Genomic DNA, 19,092 nt, shown 5'->3' with positions numbered 1-19,092 from the left:
CCGAATCATGGGAAATTCTTGTTCTGGATCAAAGGCGTGCAGGGGCCTGCACCGTTAAAGTGCAAATACTTGTTGCGTTGCACAAAAACTGCTTGACAAGAAAATCTGCCAGTCTAGAATGTGAATTGTGCAGTGCATCAAACGGGCCGGCGGTAGCTTGTAGTACCAGTTTCCGCGCACGTTTTTATTTTTCGTCGCAGACAACCATCCTGACTTGCCGGAAGCTTCCGGCTACCCCTAAAGGAGCATTCTATGAGCGCAATTCCGCAACAAGTTCTGGACCGCCAGAAGGCCAGCATCAACACTTTCGTGGCCGCCCAATCCGCTGTTTTCGCTGGCTTTGAAAAGCTGGTTGAACTGAATATGAAGGTCGTGCGCGCCACGCTGGACGAAGTCGCCCAGCGCTCGCAGCAAGCCTCTGAAGTGAAAGATCCGCAAGAAGCCGCTGCGTTCGCATCGGGCCTGCTGCAACCGGGCGCCGAAAAGGCCATGGCTTACACCAAGCACGTGTATGACATCGTTGCCGGCGTGCAAGGCAACCTGGTCAAGCTGACCGAAGAACAGATCGCCGAAAGCCAGCAACAGCTGAGCGAAGCCGTCGACCAGTTCTCCAAGAACGCGCCGGCCGGTTCCGAAAGCGCCGTTGCCCTGATCAAGTCCTCGTTGGCCACCGCCAACAGCGCCTACGATTCCGTGACCAAGGCCGCCAAGCAGGCTGCTGAAGTGGCCGAGTCGAACCTGAATGCCGCCGCCAACGCGACCTTCAAGGCTGCAACGGATGCTGCCGATGCCGCCACCAAGGTTGCCAGCCGTAGCCGTCGCACCGCCTAAGTTTTTGGCGCGCGATGCTGCGCAAACCGCAGTAATGTAGTACTGTTGAGTGACAGAGCAGAGCTGGAATTAGGGCCACCCACCGGGTGGCCTCTTTTTTTGCCTGCTTGATTTGCTATCGCTTCTGTACGGCGTTTACGCACTCGCCCACCAGGGCCGGGCCGCGGTAGATCAACCCCGTATACAGCTGCACGGCGTCGGCGCCTGCGGCCATTTTCTCGCGAGCCTGTTGGCCCGACATCACGCCGCCCACGCCAATAATGGCCAGGCTGTTGCCCAGTTGTTCCTTCAGGCGGCGGATCACCTTCAACGACAATTCATGCACCGGCGCGCCCGACAAGCCGCCGGCCTCGTCCGCGTGCGCCTGGCCCGTGACGGCATCGCGCGACAGCGTCGTGTTGGTGGCGATGACGCCATCAATGCCATGGCGCGGCAGCGTGTCGGCGATGGCGTCGATTTGTTCTTGCGTGAGATCGGGGGCAATTTTCACCGCCATCGGCACGCGGCGCTGGTGCTGATCTTCCAGCGCGCGGCGCTTGTCGGCCAACTGCGCCAGCAGCGCCGACAATTCATCGCCGCTTTGCAAGGCCCGCAGGTTCTTGGTGTTGGGCGACGAAATATTCACCGTCACGTAGTCGGCATGGGGATACACGCCTTCCAGGCCAATCAGGTAATCATCGGCGGCGCGTTCAATCGGCGTATCGGCGTTCTTGCCGATATTCAAACCCAGAATCCCGCCTTGCTTGCGCCACTGGCTGCGCTGCACGTTCGCCAGAAAGGCATCCAGGCCCTGATTGTTGAACCCCAGCCGATTGATCAGCGCATTGGCGCGCGGCAGGCGGAACATGCGCGGCTTCGGGTTGCCGGGCTGCGCACGCGGCGTCACCGTGCCGACTTCAATGAAACCAAAACCCAGATTGCCCAGCGCGTCGATATACGCGCCGTTCTTGTCCAGCCCCGCCGCCAGCCCGATGGGGTTGGCCAGTTGCATGCCCATCAGCGTGCAAGGCGCTTTGGGCTGCGCATGCATGAGCTTGCGCGTGGCGCCGCATTCATAAGCGCGTTGCAGGCCCGAGAGCGTAACTTCGTGGGCGGTTTCCGCGTCCATGGCGAACAACGCCGGGCGGGCCAGGGGATAGGCGTGGAAGAGGATAGACATGGGGCGGAATTGTAGAGCGAATTTCGCCGGCCTAGCGGGCAGTCGCAGGCGCGCGGGAACGCAACGGGGGATAAATCAGAGGGACGGATCGTGCTGGTCGCGCCATTCGCCGTCGACGAGGAATTGCGCGGGGTGAAAGCTGGACTTATAGGACATCTTGCGGCTGTCTGCGATCCAGTAGCCCAGATACAGCCAGGGCAGGTTCAGCGTGCGGCACTGTTCGATCTGCCACAGGATGCTGTAGGTGCCAAGACTGCCCTCCACATCGGGATCGTAGAAGGTGTAGACGGACGACAGCCCGTCATCCAGCACATCGATGATGGACACCATCATCAGCACGCCTTCGGCATCGCGGAATTCCACCAGCCGGGTGTTCACGCGGCTGGTCAGCAGGAACTGCGCGTACTGCGTGCGGCTGTCTTCGTCCATGCCGCCGCCCGGATGCCGGCCCTGCTGATAGCGCGTATAGAGCCGGTAGTGCTCGGGCGACCAGGCCAGTTCGGCCACGAAGGACTGCAGATGTTGATGGTCGCGCCAGGCGCGACGCTGGCTGCGGTTGGGCGCGAAGCCCGCCGTATCCACACGCACGGGCACACAGGCGCGGCAGTTATCGCAATGGGGACGGTAGGTGAACAGCCCGCTACGGCGAAAACCTTGTTCGACCAGCTGTGAATACGTGCCCGCGTTGATCAGATGGCCGGGCGCGGCCACCTGCGACCGAGCCTGGCGACCTGGCAGATAGCTGCAAGGGTAGGGGGCGGTTGCGTAGAACTGCAGCGTGGAGAAGGGAAGTTCTTTGAGCTGGCTCATGGGGAGTTGCGCATCGCGCGGGTACGTCGGCGATGGATCGCTACATATTAACGCCGAAGTCGGCGTCAAATGTGGCGTCGGGTAACAGCCGGCCCGTGCTGTCCAGCACGCCTCGCGCCCAGGGAATGGGCGGTTGCGACGTGACATGGCGCACATGCTGTAAAAAGCGCGCTCGCGAGATCGGACGCGCGCCCAGGCTGGCCAGATGGCGCGTCTGCTGCTGGCAATCGATACGTTCCACGCCGTGGGTGGCCAGATAGCGCACCAGGTAGGCCAGCGCGATCTTCGATGCGTTTGGCGCGCGGGTGAACATGGATTCCCCGAAAAACATGCGGCCCAGGCTGATGCCGTAAAGTCCGCCCGCAAGCTCGCCGTCGATCCAGGTTTCAATGCTGTGCACATAGCCCGCCCGATGCCATTCGGCATACGCCTGCTGCATGGCGGACGTGATCCACGTGCCGGGCTGGCCGTCGCGCGGGGCGGCGCATTGCGCCATCACCTGCGGGAACACGGTGTCAACGCGCACCTGCACGCGGGGCGACGCCATATATTCCTGGCTGGCGATCTGGCGCAGCAGCTTGCGCAGCGAATGGGATGGCGAAAAGTCTTCAATGGCCAGAACCATACGCGGATCGGGGCTCCACCACAGCACCGGTTCGCCCTCGGAATACCAGGGGAAGATGCCGTTGGAGTACGCCTGGATCAAGCGTTCCGGGGACAGGTCCGCGCCCGCGGCGAGCAGGCCGTCAGGTTCCGTCAGCGCGAATTCCGCTGGCGGAAACGGGGTGTCGGCGGCAAGCCAGGGCAGCTTCAACGGTGCGATTCTAGGGTGTAGTGATGGGGGACGAAGACGCCTTGCTTGCGGTCGTCGAAGTAGTGGCGCAGCGTGGTTGCCACCGTGCGGAACGCCAGATCATCCCAGGGAATTTCAGACTCTTCGTACCACCGGGCCTCCAGGCTTTCAGGGCCGGGGTCCAGTTCGGGCCCCAGCGCCTGGGCCAGATAGAACACATGCACCTGATCAATCTGCGGCAGGTCGATCAAGGTATAGAGCTCGCCCAGCTGAATGCGCGCGCCGGATTCTTCCAGCGTTTCGCGGGCCGCGCCCTGCGCCGTGCTTTCACCCAGCTCCATGAAACCCGCTGGCAGCGTCCAGGTGTTGTAGCGCGGCTCGATGGCACGCCGGCACAGCAGCACGCGGTTTTCCCAAACCGGCACCGTGCCGACCACCAATCGCGGGTTCTGATAGTGAATGGCGCCGCAGTGATCACAGATGTCGCGTTCACGGTTGTCGCCTTCCGGCACCCGGCGGTTCAGGGGAGTGCCGCACTGAGTGCAAAACAGCGAACGGCGGGGAACGGGGAAGTATTCGATGGACGGTTTGGCGGTCATGGGTACGATTCTAACGGCTGCGGCGGGGACTGGCGCGTCTGGCTGGCGACGCCGGGGCCGGGCTGCCGAAGCGCTCTTCCAGGTGTTCAACAAACGACCTCACCTTGGGCGACAGGAACCGCCGGTGGGGGTAAATGGCGTACATCGAGATCGGGGTGTGTGCGTAGTCGGTCAGCAGGGCGATCAGCCGGCCCGCGCGGATGTCGTCGCCCACCAGGAATTCGGGCTGCAGAATGATGCCGTGTCCGGCCAGCGAGGCGGTGCGCAGCACGTCGCCATTGTTCGCGCGCAGGGCCGCGTTCACACGCACCAAATGCGTCACCCCATCCTTTTCGAAATGCCATTCATTGCCAGTGCTGGCGTAGGCGTAATGCAGGCAGCGGTGCTGCTTCAAGTCTTCGGGGGTTTGTGGCGTGCCGTGGCGCTTCAGGTAGGCGGGCGCGGCGCAAACCAGCAGTTGCTGCGCCGCCAACGGGCGCGCCACCAGAGACGAATCCAGCAGCGGACCGATGCGCACCGCGACGTCGTACCCGTCTTCCACCAGATCCACCACCCGGTCGTTCAGGTCCAGGTCGATGATGACGTCCGGGTAACGCTGCAGGTATTCGGCAATGGCCGGGCCCAGGTGCAGGATGCCGAACGACACCGGCGCGCTGACCCGCAGGCGGCCGCTGGGGCGCTGGCCTTCGGCTTGTAGCGACAGTTCCAGATCCGCCACTTCCGCCAGGATCGGCCGCACCCGTTCATAGAACGCACGGCCGGCGTCGGTCATGCTGAGCTTGCGTGTTGTGCGGTTCAGCAGGCGCACGCCGTACTTCTGTTCCAGGTAGGCGATCTGCCGCGTCACCACGGATCGGGCGTGGCCCATCTTGTCGGCCGCGGCCGCAAATGAGCCCAGTTCCACGACCTTTGCGTAGGTCTGCATGGCGGTGTGCGTATCCAAGATTGTTTCCTATCGGGGAACAATAATTTGCAATTCTGCATGTTTATCTTTGTTTTTGGAATCGCAAGAATAGCGGCCATGAAGAATCTTCCCGTTTTGGGCGATTCCCGAAACTCGCTCGAAGGAGAGTGCAATGATCGATACCCGTACCGCGCCTTATGCCGCGCTGCTGTTGCGTGTGGCGCTGGGCGTCATGTTCCTGGCCCACGGCCTGACCAAGCTGTTGGTCTTCACGCTGCCCGGCACCGCGCAGTTCTTCGCCAAGATCGGCTTTGCCGGCTGGCTGGCTTACCCGGTCACGTTTTTTGAAGTGGGCGCAGGCGTGTTGCTGATTCTGGGTATCGTGCCGCGCTGGGTCGCCGCGATCGCCGTGGTGCAATTGTTCGTGGCGTCGACCGTTCACTTTGGCAACGGCTGGGGTTTTGGCAATGCCGGCGGTGGCTGGGAATATCCCATTTTCCTGACCGTGGCCGCCGCCGTGCTGGTGCTGCTGGGTGACGGCAAGTTCGCCCTGGTCAAGAGCGGCCGCGGCTGAGCGCCGCGCGCACCAGACTGTTAACCGTTGCGGTCGTGGTTGCCGGGGCGGGCGGGTCATAGAATGACCCGCCCGCCCTTATTCATTCAGGAGTTCCCATGCTGTTTCCGATGACCTTCGCCAAGCGCGCCGTGGGCGCGCTGTTGTTCGCCGCGGCCCTGTCGCCCGCTGCACAGGCCTCGCCCGAGCAAGAAGCCGCCAACAAGGCAGCCGTGCTGGCGTTCTATGAGAAGGGGTTGAATCAGAAGGATGCCGACGCCGCACTGAAATACGTGGGCGAACGCTACGTGCAGCACAACCCCAACGCGGCCGACGGCCCCGAGGGCTTTCGCAAGTTCGTCGCCTATTTGCGCGACAAATTTCCGAAGTCGCACAGCGAGATCAAGCGAGTTTTTACGGATGGCGACTACGTGATCCTGCATGTGCATGCGGTGCGTGAGCCCGGCACGCGGGGCAATGCCATCATCGACATCTTCCGTCTGGAGCAAGGCAAGATCGTCGAACACTGGGATGCCGTGCAGCCCATCCCCGAGCAATCCGCCAATACCAACGGCATGTTCTAAGGCGAGCCTAGTCTGGCGTGGCGCTGGGGTTGGCGTCGAATGCCAGGCGCTGCGCAACGTCCTGCCTGGTGATTGCCTCTAAAGGGGCGGCGGCATACACGCCTGGCCACGACACGGTGATGCATTGCGCGGGCGGCAGATCAGCCAAGGTGTCCAGCAATGGCGCGCCGCTTTCCGTTACCAGCCGTTCCAGCAGCGCGGGCAGGTCGCGGTCCATCACGATGCCCGCACCGGCGGGCGTTGTTGCGTACAACTGGCCCGCGTCGTCCAGCCACCAGTGGCTGACAGCAGCCACCGTCACATCCGTGTGCGTCAGCAGGCCGTGGTTGTTGTCGCTCAGGCGCAGCACATACGGCGCGCCATCCAGCCGCACAAACACCCGCTGCGGCCCATTCTGAAAATACCAGCGGCCCGCCTCATCGTGTTCGTAATTGCGATTGATGAAGTCCAGGATCTGGGTATTGGTGATGGACTCGCCCGCGCCGCCTTGTGCAGCCTGGCCCTGGGGGTGCAGGCGCCACCGGCCGCGCCCGTCCAGCGACAGCCAGCCATACACGGCCGGCACATTGGGCCAGCGGGCGATTGCGTCCTTCACCGATTGATCCATGTCAGGGGCGAATGATGATGGGGGGAGGGTTGATGATGATGGCCGGCGCCGCCATGGGCATCACGACCTGCGGCGGCGCGTAGTAGCCGCCGCGATAGTCATCGCGGCATTTGCGCTTTTCCGTGTATTCGCCGTTGCGCTTCCACTTGCGTTCGACTTTGCACGCGCCGTCCCAGTACTTCTCTTTGTACTCGCGTCCGTGGCGGTGATGGTGCCGGTCGGAATCAGCCTCGGCCGCCATCGGCGCAAGCGACATCAATGCGGCGGTCGACAGGGCAAGCAACGGGGAACAGGCACGGGATTTCAGAATGCGGTGCATAGGATCGACGTTAATTGAAAACGGCGTCACCATAGCAATCATTCGATTGACAGCGCGTAGGGATGCGTAACCAGATGCGCGGGAAATACGGGGGGGAGGGGGAAAGATGCTGGAGGCGCAAGCCGGAATCGAACCGACGTACACGGATTTGCAATCCGCTGCATAACCACTCTGCCATTGCGCCAGCACTTGCAAGAAAAAAGGAAGCGCGGTGTTGGCCGTTGCTTCCTTTTTGTATTTGGAGCGGGAGACGAGTCTCGAACTCGCGACCTCAACCTTGGCAAGGTTGCGCTCTACCAACTGAGCTACTCCCGCAGGGTACTACCGTCGTACTAGGCTTGGTGTTATCTAGTACTGCATGCATTTCTGCACGCTATTTCTGCTTTTTTTGATGAGGACTTCGGGACATTTCCCGCTAGGCCGTCTCCACCAAAGACAGCGATTATACACAGAATTTTGGGCTTGTGTAGAGGGGGCGAAAAGCGTGTTGAAAAAAGCCACGCCCATGGATCAGCGTGACGCGCCCATCGCCTTATGGCGGGCTTGCCCCGTAGTGAAAATGTTCCATGGGCTGCGGATTGCGCCGCTCTGAACTGGGCGCCGCGCCATAGACCGCACGATACGACTTGCTGAAGTGGCAGGCTGATTGAAACCCGCAGGCCGACGTGATGCTCATGATCGACATGGGCGTCTGCCGCAACAGCGCGCGGGCGTGCCGCAGCCGCAAGCTCAGGTAATGCTGCTTGGGGGTGGTGTCCAGATGCTCGCGAAACAGCCGTTGCAACTGGCGCTGGGACGCGCCCGACAGGTTCGCCAGTTCATCCAGCGACAGCGGTTCTTTCAAGTTCACCTCCATCAGCGCGATCACTTCGGCCAAGGCCGGATGCGCCGCCGGCATGCGGATCGACATCGGCAGGCGCTGCTTGTCTTTGTGGTCGCGCACATGTTCGATGGTGAACTGGTTAGCGATGGAGGCCACGATGGCGGGCCCGGCGGACTCTCCCACCAGGTTCAGCATCATGTCCAGCGGCGCGGTGCCGCCCGTGCAGGTGATGCGATCTCGGTCGATCACGAACAGGTCTTCAGACAGCCGGCAGCCGGGAAATTCGCGGCGCAGCGTTTCCATATCTTCCCAATGATTTGCGCAGAGGTAGCCATCCAGCAAGCCCGCCTTCATTAGCGTATAGGTGCCTGTGCACAAGCTGCCAAGCGTGATGTGCCGCGCAGCCACATCACGCAGCCAATTCAAGATGGCCTGATCGGTCTGCGGATTCAAGCGTGTGCCGCCGCACACAAAGACCGCATCGGGCAAATCCGTGTCATCAAGCGGCGTGGCGTGCACCGACAGCCCATTGCTGGCCATTGCCGGCCCGCCTGCCGGGCTGACGACCGACCATCGGTAATACGGCACGCCCAACAGGTGATTGGCCATGCGCAGCACTTCGATCGCGGTCGAGAAAGACAGCATGGTGAAGTGCGGCAAAGGCAGGAAGCCGAAATGCCTGAGACGCTGACGATCCGGGCCCGTCGGACGGGTAATCATGACCACGCTCCTTGTTCGGAATTCCGATGAACCGATGTCTGGTTCAGCTGCTTCGGCTTTTAAAGGTTGCGTGGTGGAGCGGCCATACGTTTAAACCCTTAAGACAATTACTAAAACGCGCAGAGCCAGTCTGCATGCGGATTTGCGGCCGATGACGCCATCGCCTTGTCGCAATCGGACAAGATCTGGTCCGCTTGGGATAACTGCCTCTGAGCCGATTGGGAAAGAATGCCTCACAGGCTCGGCGCGTGCCGGATTTTCAAATGTCATCGCTCAAGCAGGAAGGGTTTCATGTTCCAGAGTTCATCTCCGTTCTTCGCTGCGCCGCTCGCCAAGCGCGATCCCATTGTGATGGCCATGCAAGACCGCGAACTGCGCCGGCAGCAGTCGCAAATTGAGCTGATCGCGTCTGAAAATATGGTGTCGCGCGCGGTGATGGACGCACAAGGCTCGGTGCTGACCAACAAGTACGCCGAAGGCTACGTCGGCCGCCGTTACTACGGGGGCTGCGAGCATGTGGACGAGGTCGAGTCGCTTGCGATTCTGCGTGTGCGCGAATTGTTCCAGGCCGACTACGCCAACGTTCAACCGCACTCTGGCGCGCAGGCCAACGGCGCCGTGATGCTGGCGTTGCTGCAACCGGGCGACACCGTGCTCGGCATGTCACTGGACGCGGGCGGCCACTTGACGCATGGCGCCCGGCCGGCGATGTCCGGCAAATGGTTCAATGCCGTGCAATACGGCGTGCGTCCCGACACCTACCTGATCGATTACGACGAGGTTCGCGACCTGGCGCGGGAACACAAGCCCAAGCTGATCATCGCGGGCTACTCGGCCTATCCCCGCAAGCTGGATTTCGCCCGCTTTCGCGACATCGCCGACGAGGTCGGCGCGATGCTGATGGTGGACATGGCGCACATTGCGGGGCTGGTGGCGGCCGGCAAGCACCCCAGTCCCGTGCCGCACGCCCATGTCGTGACGTCAACCACGCACAAGACGCTGCGCGGCCCGCGTGGCGGGTTCATCCTGACCAACGACGGCGCCATCGCCAAGAAAATCAATTCCGCCGTCTTTCCCGGTTTGCAGGGCGGGCCGCTGATGCATGTGGTCGCGGCCAAGGCCGTGGCGTTCGGCGAAGCGTTGCAAGCCGATTTCAAACGCTATATCGGCCGGGTGCTGGATAACGCCGAAGCGCTGGGCAATGTGCTGGCAAGCGGCGGCGTCGACCTGGTGTCCGGCGGCACCGACAACCACCTGCTGTTGCTCGACCTGCGCTCCAAGGGCCTGACCGGCGCGCACGTGGAACGCACGCTGGAACTGGCGGGCATCACCTGCAACAAGAACGGCATTCCCTTCGATATGGAAAAGCCTTCCGTGACCTCGGGCATCCGCTTGGGCACACCAGCCTGCACCTCGCGCGGCTTTACCGAAGACGACTTCCGCGCCGTGGGCGACATGATCGTCCAGGTCATCGACATGTTGTCGACCAGCCCCGACGAGCACGAAGCCGTTGAGCGCCGCATCCGCGGCGAAGTACTGGCCTTGTGCCAGCGCCATCCCATCTATTGATTGATCTTGCACCGAGGCATCCCATGAACACGCTGCATCAGAAAAGCACGGTCATTGACGGCCTGATCATCTCCAAGTGGGACCGGGCCGTTTTCGAAGACATGCAACGCGGCGGGCTGACCGCCGCCAATTGCACGGTGTCCGTGTGGGAAGGGTTTGATCAAACCGTCGCGAACATCGCCGAAATGAAACGCCTGATTCGCGACAACGCCGACTTGCTCACGCTGGTCCGCAGCACCGACGACATCCGCCAAGCCAAGCGCGACGGCCGCACCGGCGTCATCCTGGGCTTCCAGAATGGCCACGCGTTTGAAGACAATCTGGGCGCGGTCGAAGCCTTTGCCGACATGGGCGTGCGCGTGGTTCAGCTTTGCTACAACACGCAGAACCTGATTGGCACCGGCTGCTACGAGCCCGATGGCGGCCTGTCCGGCTACGGCCATGAAGTCGTGGCCGAGATGAATCGGGTCGGCATCATGGTTGACCTGTCGCACGTCGGCGCGAAGACGTCCGAAGAAGCCATCCTGGCGTCCACCAAACCCGTTTGCTATTCGCACTGTCTGCCGTCGGGGCTGAAGGACCACCCGCGCAACAAGACCGACGCCCAGCTGCGCTTCATTGCCGAACGCGGGGGCTTCATCGGGGTGACGATGTTCCCGCCCTTCCTCAAGCGCGGCGTGCAGGCCACCGTGGACGACTACGTCGAAGCCATTGCCTACGTCGTCAACCTGGCCGGCGAAGACGCCGTGGGTATCGGCACCGATTTCACCCAAGGCTATGGCCAGCCATTCTTCGATTGGCTCACGCACGACAAGGGCCGCTATCGCCGCCTGACCGACTTCGGCGCCATCCGAAATCCCGAAGGCATCCAGACCATCGGCGAATTCCCCAACCTGACCGCCGCGATGCAGCGGGCCGGCTGGAGCGAGGTGCACATTCGGAAAATTCTGGGTGAGAACTGGTTGCGCGTGTTCGGCGAAGTCTGGCCGGGCCAGGCAGCATCAAAATAAGGAGCCTGCGATGAATCCCCAGCTGCCTATCGACGTCAACGAACAGACCGGCGTCTGGAGCACCGACGGGCTGCCGATGCTGTATGTGCCGCGCCACTTCTTCATCAACAACCATCTGGCGGCCGAACGCGCGCTGGGCCGCGACACATACGCGCGCATCCTGTACGACGCGGGCCATCAATCCGCCTACTACTGGTGCGACAAGGAATCCCAGGAACACCGGCTCGCCGGCCTTGCCGTGTACGAGCACTACCTGATGCGGCTGTCTCAGCGCGGATGGGGCTTGTTCCGGCTGACCGACGCCGACCCGGCGGCGATGACGGCGCGTATTGAATTGCGCCATTCCGCGTTCGTCCTTGCCCAACCCCAGGCCAGCGGGAAGCTGTGCCATATGTTCTCGGGCTGGTTCGCGGGCGCGATGGACTGGGTGGCTGACCAGCACGGGGGCGTCACACGCGCGCAGTGCGTGGAAAGCCGCTGCGCAGGAGAGGGGCACGCCCACTGCGAATTCACCGTTCGCCCTGTCGCTGCCTGAGGCCGGCCATGCGCTATCCCCACTTGTTTGCGCCCCTGACGCTGAACCGCGTGGTGCTGCGCAACCGTATCGTCAGCACGGCGCATGCCGAGGTCCATGCCGAACCCGGCGGCCTGCCGGGCGACCGCTACATCGCCTACTACGAAGAAAAGGCCAAGGGCGGGCTGGGGCTGGCCATCTGTGGCGGTTCCAGCCCCGTGTCGCTGGATAGCCCGCAAGGGTGGTGGCGGTCGGTCAACCTGACGACCGACCGTGTTATCGAACCACTGGCCCGGCTCAGCGAAGCCATGCACCGCCATGGCGCCAAGGTCATGATTCAGGCCACGCACATGGGCAGGCGCTCGGCCTGGCATGGCGAGCATTGGCCGCATCTGCTGACGCCGTCCGGCGTGCGCGAACCCGTTCACCGGGGCAACGCCAAGACGATCGAGGTGGAAGACATCGCACGCATCATCCGCGACTTTGCCGCGGCGGCCAGACGCGTGCAGCAGGCAGGCATGGACGGCATCGAAATATCGGCCGCGCACCAGCACCTGATTGACCAGTTCTGGAGCCCCCGCACGAACTTTCGCGACGATGCCTATGGCGGCAGCCTTGAGAACCGCCTGCGTTTTGGCATCGACGTCTTGAAAGCGGTGCGCGAGGCCGTAGGGCCGGACTTCTGTGTGGGGCTGCGCATGTGCGGGGATGAGTTCCACGAAGATGGGCTGGATCACGACGCGCTGCGCGAGATTGCGCAAGCCATGGCCGAGACGGGCTTGATCGATTACCTGGGCGTGATCGGGTCAGGGGCGGACACGCACAACACGCTGGCCAACTGTATGCCGCCGATGGCGCTGCCGCCCGAACCCTTTGCGTATCTGGCGGCCAGCATCAAGTCGGCCGTGCATATTCCCGTGATGCACGCGCAGAGCATCCGCGACGCCGTGCAGGCCGAGCGCCTGCTGGCCGCGGGCCATGCGGACCTGGTCGGCATGACTCGCGCGCACATTGCTGACCCGCATCTGGTCATGAAGATCCGCGATGACCGCGAGGACGAGATCAAGCAGTGCGTGGGCGCCAACTACTGCATCGACCGGCAGTACGACGGCCTTGATGTGCTGTGCATCCAAAACGCGGCGACGGCCCGGGAAGTGTCCATGCCGCATATCGTTCCCCGGTCGCGCGGGCCAAGGCGAAAGGTGGTGGTGGTGGGCGCCGGCCCCGCAGGCATGGAAGCCGCGCGCGTCTGTGCCGAACGTGGGCACGATGTCGTCCTGTTTGAACGCAACGCCGCTATCGGTGGCCAGATATTGCTGGCCGCCAAAGCGCCCCAGCGCGAGCAGATGGATGGCATCGTCCGCTGGTTTGATCTGGAGCTCAAACGGCTGCGGGTCGACTGCCGGATGGGCGTGCTCGCCACTCAGGAAGGCATCATGGCGGAACAGCCCGACATCGTGGTGCTGGCAACGGGCGGCCTGAGCCACGTGTACGAGCAGGTGTCATGGGGCGTTGCAAGCGGGCTGGCCGTGAGCGCCTGGGACATTCTTTCAGGCAAGAAGCAGCCCGCGCGTAATGTGCTGGTCTACGACGGCATCGGTACGCACGCGGGCGCTGGTGTGGCGGATTTCATGGCAAGCCGGGGTTCATTGGTTGAAGTCGTCACCCCCGACCCCAAGGTGGCCGACGATGTGGGCGGCACCACGTTCCCGATTTTCTACCGCCGCCTGACTGCACAAGACGTCGTGTTCACGCCCAACTACTGGCTGGAACGCGTCAGCGTCGAAGGCGACAAGACCATCGCCTTGCTGCGCAATGAATACACCGATGCGCGCGAAGAACGCGTGGTGGATCAGGTGGTGATCGAAAACGGCATCGTGCCTAACGACGCGCTGTACTGGATGCTCAAGCCCCAATCGGTCAACTTGGGGCAAACCGATGTGCAGGCGCTATACGCCGCCGAACCGCAGCCGGCGCTTTCCGAAACGCTCGGCGACGGCCGCTATCTGCTGTTCCGCGTTGGCGATTGCATTTCGATGCACAACATCCATGCGTCCATCTACGACGCCTTGCGCCTGTGTAAGGACTTCTGATCATGGCACCCTTCGCCGCCGTCATTACGGGCCTGTTCTGGTTGTCGGTGTTGGGCGTCGCCGCGGGCGGGCTACGCCGTGCGGCGCTATGGCGCACCGGGCGCACGGCGCCCGTGCGCTGGCGGGATCTGCTTGCGGCACCCAAGCGCTACTTCGTAGACCTGCACCGGGTGGTGGCGCGCGACCCCTACATCGCTCGCACGCACATTGCGACGGCGGGCGCCGCCGTGGCGGCCATGGCGCTGGTGGCCGTGAACTACGGATTGGCGCTCTATTCGCCCGCGCTGGACCTGGCCATTGCGTTGGCGGCGCTGATCATGCTGGGCGGGGTAGGTTTTGTCTGGCACCGCCGCCGCACCCCGCCCGCCAGATTGTCACGCGGCATGTGGGACAGGCTGCCATGGATGCTGGGCGCGTTGGCGCTGGGCTTGTTGCTGCTGGGCGGCATTCCCACGCCGTTGTTGTCGGGGGCGGCAGGGTTGGCCACCGTCGCGCTGCTGGCGGTGGGCGCGTGGGAATTGACGGCGGGCATGGCGCGTGGCGGCCCGATGAAGCATGCGTTCGCGGGCTTGCTGCATCTGGCGTTCCATCCACGCCCCGAACGTTTCGGCCGAACATCGGCCGGGCAAAAGGCGGCGCTACGGCCCTTGGCGCTGGGCGGAGAACCCGGCGCTGAACGGCTGGGCGCGGGCCAGCCTTCAGCCTTTGCCTGGAACCAGCTGCTGAGCTTTGACGCCTGCGTGCAGTGCGGCAAGTGTGAAGCCGCCTGTCCCGCCTATGCGGCCGGCCAGCCGCTGAATCCTAAAAAACTGATCCAGGATCTGGTCACGGGGATGGCGGGCGCGGCCACGCAACCCATCGTTCCCGGCCTGATCGCACCAGATTCGCTATGGGCCTGCACCACCTGCCGTGCGTGTGTGCACGAATGCCCCATGTTGATCGAACACGTTGACGCCGTGATCGACATGCGCCGCCAGCAAACGCTTGAACATGGCGCCGCGCCGGGCAAGGCGCCTGCCGTGCTGGACAATCTGCGCGAGACCGCAAGCGCAGGCGGCTTCGACCTGAGCGCGCGCTTTCACTGGGCGGCCGATCTGGGCGTGGCCCAAATTCAACCCGGCAAGTCCGTGGATGTGTTGCTGATCGTGGGCGAGGGCGCATTCGGCATGCGGTACCAACGTAGCCTGCGGGCGCTGGTGAAAGCGATGCAAGCGGGCGGGGTCGACTTCGCGGTGCTGGGCGTTCTGGAAACGGATACCGGCGACGTCGCCCGGCGGCTGGGCGACGAGGCCACCTTCCAGACCTTGGCCCATCGCCTGATCCGGACGCTGTCGGCGTTGACGTTCGACCGCATCGTCACGGCAGACCCCCACATTTTGCACAGCCTGCGCAACGAATATCCCGCGCTCGGCGGGCACTATCGGGTGTTGCACCACACCAGTCTGCTGTCGGCGCTGTTCAAGGCGGGCCGTCTCAGAGTCAAGCTGGCCGACCCGCCTCGGGCGCTGACCTATCACGACCCTTGCTATCTGGCCCGCTACAACGGCGAAACCGAGGCGCCGCGCGAGCTATTGCGCCATTTGGGGATTCCCATCAAAGAGATGACGCGCCACGGGCTGAACGGGCGTTGCTGCGGTGGCGGAGGCGGCGCGGCGTTGACGGACATCCCCGGCAAGCAGCGCATTCCCGATCTGCGCATTCAGGATGCGCGCGATACGGGCGCCGAGACCGTGGCGGTCGCCTGCCCAAACTGCACGGTCATGCTGGAAGGGGTGGTAGGCCCGCGGCCAGATGTGCGGGATATCGCCGAACTTGTCGCCGACGCCTTGGAGCCATGATGAACGCCATCCGCAGACTTCCCGCCCGCCGGCCGCATACGCTGACCGCGGCTGGCATCAAGCGCATCGTGCTGGAACGCGCTCAGCCTGACGGCATGCGCGCCAAGCCCGCGGCCGCGAACAAGCCCTTGCGCACGGACGGGTTGGCGTTGCGCGCCGTGTTGGCCGTTGCCCATAGCGATCGTGGCCAGCTGGATGCACACGCGCGCCAGGCCATCGCCGCCGCCGCTTTGCTGGCGCAAGCGGACACCGCCGTCCATCTGCTTGTGTTCGGCGAGCTGGACGCGGACGCCGCGCACTTGGGCGTGGACGCGCTGACACTCGTGCCGTCCAACACGGTTACCTCGGCTACCTCGTCCACCACTGCTACCTCAGCTACCTCGGCCACCCCGTCCACCCCGGCCATTCCGGCTACCTTGGCTCCGCCGGCCTATGCGCCTGACGTCGAACTGGCCATCTTGCTGACCCTGATCGACCGCATTCGTCCCATGCACATCTTCCTGCCCGACAACGGACTGCCGGATGGCGACCTTGGCCGTCGTCTGGCGGCGGCGACCCGCGACACGGTCGCCACGCACGTCGTGGCCTTGACCCACGAGGGCGCGGCAAGTGCGTACTCAGGCAACACTCGCATGCAATGGCGGGCGCTGTCTCGGGGCGTGCCGCGCATTGTGCTGCTGGCGCCCGATGTCGTCGACGAGCGCTTGCCGTTCATCGGGCATGGCAAGCGGGCGCAGCTCGCGCCGCTGCGAGCCAGCTCCGCCTATCGGGATCACGGCACCCGTTCGTTACCGGCCACGGAAGTCGACCTTCAAGAAGCTGACCTGATCGTCTCGGCTGGCAACGGCGTGCGGGATCTGACCGGCTTTCAGAACTTGGCTGACGCGCTGGGGGCGGCCGTCGGCGCCAGCCGCGTGGCGGTCGATGACGGCCGCTTTCCGCGCAGCCAGCAAATCGGCGCCACGGGAAAGACGGTCAGCGCCAGCGCCTATCTGGCATTCGGCATTTCGGGGGCGGTGCAGCATTTGCAGGGCATCAAGGACTGCCGTCACGTGATCGCCGTGAATCTGGACGCCAGCGCGCCGCTTGTCAGACGCGCCGACCTGAGCATCATCGATGACACACAAAGCGTGGCCCAGGCGCTGCTGGCCGAGGTTCAGCGTGCGCGGGCCGCGCACCCCGCCCAGCAGGTGAATCATGACTAAGCTGCGCATCGCCGTGCTCGTTTCCGTCGGCGTCCACCCGGTCAGCGGCGCGGCGCGCTGGAGCCGTAATGACGCGCTCGCGCTATCCCTGGCGCAGGAGATGGTGAGGAGGGCGGCAGGCGAACCTGCGGCAGGCGACCCTGCGGCGGGCGGTCCTGCGGCGGGCGGTCCTGCGGCAGGCGGTCCTGCGGCAGGCGGTCCTGCGACAGAGACGTCTGCGGCCGCCGACATCGATGTCATCCATGCCGGCGATCCCGCCGAGCCCGCATTGCGCGACTATCTGGCGCTGGGCGCGGCCTGCGTCGACGCCATCGAGGTGCCGTGCGGGCGCGACGTATTGGGCGCGCTGGTCGACCGCGTGCGCGGCTACAGCGTCGTGCTGTGCGGGACGCGGGCGGAAGGCGGTGAAGGCAGTGGCCTGCTGCCGTATTTATTGGCGCAGGCCTTGCATGTCCCGTTGTTGCCGGCGGTGCTGACCGCGCAGCTGCACGCGGACAGCGTCGTCACGCAGCAGTTCCTGCCTAAAGGCAGGCGGCGCGAAGTCGCCTCGTCATTGCCGGCCGTGCTGGCGGTGCATCCGCTGGCGCCGTTCGACGCACGCCATGTCTATGCCCGCCAACGCGCTGGCCACGTTGCCGCACGCGTCGCGCGCGTGGTGGGCGCGCCCTTGCCGCCGGCGCGGGTTGAACCGGCCGTGGTGCCGCCCGTCAAGCTGGCCGCGCGGGAGTCACGGTCGGGGCGGACGCGGCTGCTGGCCGCCACCACCATGCAAAGCCGCGGCGGCGCGGTGATCACCCAGGGCACCCCCGCTGAAAAGGCGCAGGCAGTCATTGCCTATCTGCGCCGTCACAGCCTGATCGACTATTGAGGTGGACGATGAATGCCTTCAAACAGATTCCCGTCGTTCCTGCGCGGGCGGACGATGCCATCCGCGCCCTGATCGCCAATCGGCGGCCGGGCTACAGCCTGGATGCCGATTTCTATCTGAGTCCGGCCGTCTTCGATCTCGACATGGAAGAAATCTTCGGCCGCCATTGGATCTTTGTGGCGGTCGAACCCGACATCCCCGAGCCGGGCGACTACATCACAGTGGATGTCGGCCGGCAGCCGGTGGTGATCTTGCGTGACGACGATGATCAGTTGCGCGCCTTTCATAACGTGTGCCGTCACCGGGGGTCGCGCTTGTGTTCGCAGGCCCAGGGGTCGGTGGGCAACCTGGTGTGCCCCTATCACCAATGGACGTACCGCCTGAACGGCAATCTGGCCTATGCCGAGCACATGGGTGAAGACTTTGACAAAAGCCAGCACAGCTTGAAGCCCGTGCGTATCGAGAGCTTGAGCGGCTTGATCTTCATCTGCCTGGACCCCGACGCACCCGAAGACTTTCAAGCCTTTCGCGAGCAGGTCGAACCCTATCTGCGCCCGCATCGAATTCGGGACTGCAAGGTCGCGGCGCAGGTGGACATCGTGGAAGACTGCAACTGGAAGCTCACGATGGAGAACAACCGCGAGTGCTATCACTGCGCCGCCAACCACCCTGAGCTGACCGTGTCGGTCTTCGAATTCGGCTTCGGCTACCAGCCGTCCCCCGCCAATGCCCGGCAGCTGGAACACTTTGCGCAAATATCGGCGCAACGCTGCCTGGAGTGGGAGGCGGCCGGCCTGCCCTCCGAAGAACGCGACGCACTGGATGACCGCGTCACCGGCTATCGCGTGCGGCGTTTGCCTTTGGACCTGAGCGGGGAATCCCAAACGCTGGACGGCAATGCCGCATCGCGCAAGTTGCTGGGCGATCTGGCGCGCCCCGACCTGGGCGGGCTGTCGCTGTGGACGCAGCCCAACGGCTGGTTCCATTTCATGAGCGACCACATCGTGGCGTTCTCGGTGCTGCCGCTGGGGCCTGAGAAGACATTGGTCCGCACCCGCTGGCTCGTGCACAAGGACGCGGAAGAACACCGGGATTACGACATTGATCACCTGACTGCCGTGTGGCGGGCGACCAATGCGCAAGACCGTACGCTGGTGGAACTTTCGCAGCAAGGGGTGCGCAGCGCGGCCTATCAGCCCGGACCCTATTCGCCGCATACGGAAGCGCTGGTGGAAAAGTTCTGCAACTGGTACATCGGCCGCCTGTCGGCGCGCTATCTGGATTGAGGTCTCG

19 protein-coding genes and 2 tRNA genes are annotated in these 19,092 nt (G+C 63.8%); 11 read left to right on the top strand and 10 right to left on the bottom strand.

Annotated features, from left to right (window positions below):
• The first annotated feature begins 252 nt into the window (after positions 1 to 252).
• Complete coding sequence (locus AC1DSJ_RS15140; RefSeq protein WP_054424530.1) at positions 253 to 831, top strand: phasin family protein; 579 nt, start codon at positions 253 to 255, stop codon at positions 829 to 831.
• Between the two features lie 115 nt (positions 832 to 946).
• Here AC1DSJ_RS15140 and AC1DSJ_RS15135 read toward each other — a convergent pair whose 3' ends face one another.
• The 5 genes from AC1DSJ_RS15135 to AC1DSJ_RS15115 form a co-directional block, all read right to left on the bottom strand.
• The gene (locus AC1DSJ_RS15135; RefSeq protein ID WP_054424528.1) at positions 947 to 1,990 is read right to left on the bottom strand and encodes a quinone-dependent dihydroorotate dehydrogenase; all 1,044 of its coding nucleotides are present in this window, start codon (positions 1,988 to 1,990) and stop codon (positions 947 to 949) included.
• 75 nt (positions 1,991 to 2,065) lie between these two features.
• The gene (locus AC1DSJ_RS15130) at positions 2,066 to 2,800 is read right to left on the bottom strand and encodes an arginyltransferase (RefSeq protein ID WP_054424526.1); all 735 of its coding nucleotides are present in this window, start codon (positions 2,798 to 2,800) and stop codon (positions 2,066 to 2,068) included.
• A gap of 40 nt (positions 2,801 to 2,840) precedes the next feature.
• Entirely contained in the window at positions 2,841 to 3,614 is a 774-nt protein-coding gene (aat, locus tag AC1DSJ_RS15125; protein ID WP_175170821.1) for a leucyl/phenylalanyl-tRNA--protein transferase, read from the bottom strand.
• Positions 3,611 to 4,192: an NUDIX hydrolase gene (locus AC1DSJ_RS15120; protein ID WP_441370555.1), complete on the bottom strand. Its 582-nt coding sequence runs from the start codon at positions 4,190 to 4,192 to the stop codon at positions 3,611 to 3,613. The genes aat and AC1DSJ_RS15120 overlap by 4 nt, the downstream gene beginning before the upstream one ends.
• A 10-nt stretch (positions 4,193 to 4,202) precedes the next feature.
• Entirely contained in the window at positions 4,203 to 5,135 is a 933-nt protein-coding gene (locus AC1DSJ_RS15115; protein WP_054424520.1) for a LysR family transcriptional regulator, read from the bottom strand.
• Between the two features lie 133 nt (positions 5,136 to 5,268).
• Here AC1DSJ_RS15115 and AC1DSJ_RS15110 point away from each other — a divergent pair, with 133 nt between their 5' ends.
• Positions 5,269 to 5,670: a DoxX family protein gene (locus AC1DSJ_RS15110; RefSeq protein WP_050447291.1), complete on the top strand. Its 402-nt coding sequence runs from the start codon at positions 5,269 to 5,271 to the stop codon at positions 5,668 to 5,670.
• Between the two features lie 98 nt (positions 5,671 to 5,768).
• Positions 5,769 to 6,233 carry a nuclear transport factor 2 family protein gene (locus AC1DSJ_RS15105; protein ID WP_175170824.1) on the top strand — a complete coding sequence of 155 codons (465 nt, stop codon included), beginning with the start codon at positions 5,769 to 5,771 and terminating at the stop codon, positions 6,231 to 6,233.
• A gap of 7 nt (positions 6,234 to 6,240) precedes the next feature.
• Here AC1DSJ_RS15105 and AC1DSJ_RS15100 read toward each other — a convergent pair whose 3' ends face one another.
• From AC1DSJ_RS15100 to AC1DSJ_RS15080, 5 genes are all read right to left on the bottom strand, one after another.
• Positions 6,241 to 6,840: a DUF2946 family protein gene (locus AC1DSJ_RS15100; RefSeq protein ID WP_441370556.1), complete on the bottom strand. Its 600-nt coding sequence runs from the start codon at positions 6,838 to 6,840 to the stop codon at positions 6,241 to 6,243.
• Position 6,841: 1 nt separating this feature from the next.
• Entirely contained in the window at positions 6,842 to 7,159 is a 318-nt protein-coding gene (locus AC1DSJ_RS15095; protein ID WP_254600667.1) for a hypothetical protein, read from the bottom strand.
• 110 nt (positions 7,160 to 7,269) lie between these two features.
• Positions 7,270 to 7,343 (bottom strand) — tRNA-Cys (locus tag AC1DSJ_RS15090).
• A 55-nt stretch (positions 7,344 to 7,398) separates the two neighbouring features.
• A tRNA-Gly gene (locus AC1DSJ_RS15085) sits at positions 7,399 to 7,474 on the bottom strand.
• A 217-nt stretch (positions 7,475 to 7,691) separates the two neighbouring features.
• Positions 7,692 to 8,702 carry a GlxA family transcriptional regulator gene (locus AC1DSJ_RS15080; RefSeq protein WP_441370557.1) on the bottom strand — a complete coding sequence of 337 codons (1,011 nt, stop codon included), beginning with the start codon at positions 8,700 to 8,702 and terminating at the stop codon, positions 7,692 to 7,694.
• Between the two features lie 291 nt (positions 8,703 to 8,993).
• On the opposite strand from AC1DSJ_RS15080, the gene glyA reads away from it, so the two are divergent.
• The 8 genes from glyA to AC1DSJ_RS15040 are packed head-to-tail and all read left to right on the top strand — an operon-like array spanning position 8,994 to position 19,085.
• The gene (glyA, locus tag AC1DSJ_RS15075) at positions 8,994 to 10,271 is read left to right on the top strand and encodes a serine hydroxymethyltransferase (protein WP_175170827.1); all 1,278 of its coding nucleotides are present in this window, start codon (positions 8,994 to 8,996) and stop codon (positions 10,269 to 10,271) included.
• A gap of 23 nt (positions 10,272 to 10,294) precedes the next feature.
• Positions 10,295 to 11,281 carry a dipeptidase gene (locus AC1DSJ_RS15070; RefSeq protein ID WP_441370558.1) on the top strand — a complete coding sequence of 329 codons (987 nt, stop codon included), beginning with the start codon at positions 10,295 to 10,297 and terminating at the stop codon, positions 11,279 to 11,281.
• Between the two features lie 10 nt (positions 11,282 to 11,291).
• A complete protein-coding gene (locus AC1DSJ_RS15065) occupies positions 11,292 to 11,816 on the top strand; it encodes a 4-vinyl reductase (protein WP_054424504.1) in 525 nt (174 codons plus the stop codon).
• A gap of 8 nt (positions 11,817 to 11,824) precedes the next feature.
• The gene (locus tag AC1DSJ_RS15060; protein WP_441370559.1) at positions 11,825 to 13,888 is read left to right on the top strand and encodes an oxidoreductase; all 2,064 of its coding nucleotides are present in this window, start codon (positions 11,825 to 11,827) and stop codon (positions 13,886 to 13,888) included.
• 2 nt (positions 13,889 to 13,890) lie between these two features.
• Positions 13,891 to 15,726 (top strand): (Fe-S)-binding protein, encoded by a 1,836-nt coding sequence (locus AC1DSJ_RS15055; RefSeq protein WP_441370560.1) that lies wholly within the window; start codon positions 13,891 to 13,893, stop codon positions 15,724 to 15,726.
• Entirely contained in the window at positions 15,726 to 16,931 is a 1,206-nt protein-coding gene (locus tag AC1DSJ_RS15050) for an electron transfer flavoprotein subunit alpha/FixB family protein (RefSeq protein WP_441370722.1), read from the top strand. Before AC1DSJ_RS15055 ends, AC1DSJ_RS15050 begins: the two co-directional genes overlap by 1 nt.
• A 1-nt stretch (position 16,932) precedes the next feature.
• Positions 16,933 to 17,799, top strand: coding sequence for an electron transfer flavoprotein subunit beta/FixA family protein (locus AC1DSJ_RS15045; protein ID WP_441370723.1), 867 nt, complete (start codon positions 16,933 to 16,935; stop codon positions 17,797 to 17,799).
• Between the two features lie 8 nt (positions 17,800 to 17,807).
• The gene (locus AC1DSJ_RS15040) at positions 17,808 to 19,085 is read left to right on the top strand and encodes an aromatic ring-hydroxylating oxygenase subunit alpha (RefSeq protein WP_054424494.1); all 1,278 of its coding nucleotides are present in this window, start codon (positions 17,808 to 17,810) and stop codon (positions 19,083 to 19,085) included.
• Positions 19,086 to 19,092 lie beyond the last annotated feature (7 nt).

This window comes from Achromobacter sp. 01N37, assembly GCF_056399725.1.
Note: the sequence above shows the minus strand (reverse complement) of the source record. Positions and strands in the feature narration are given on the sequence as shown.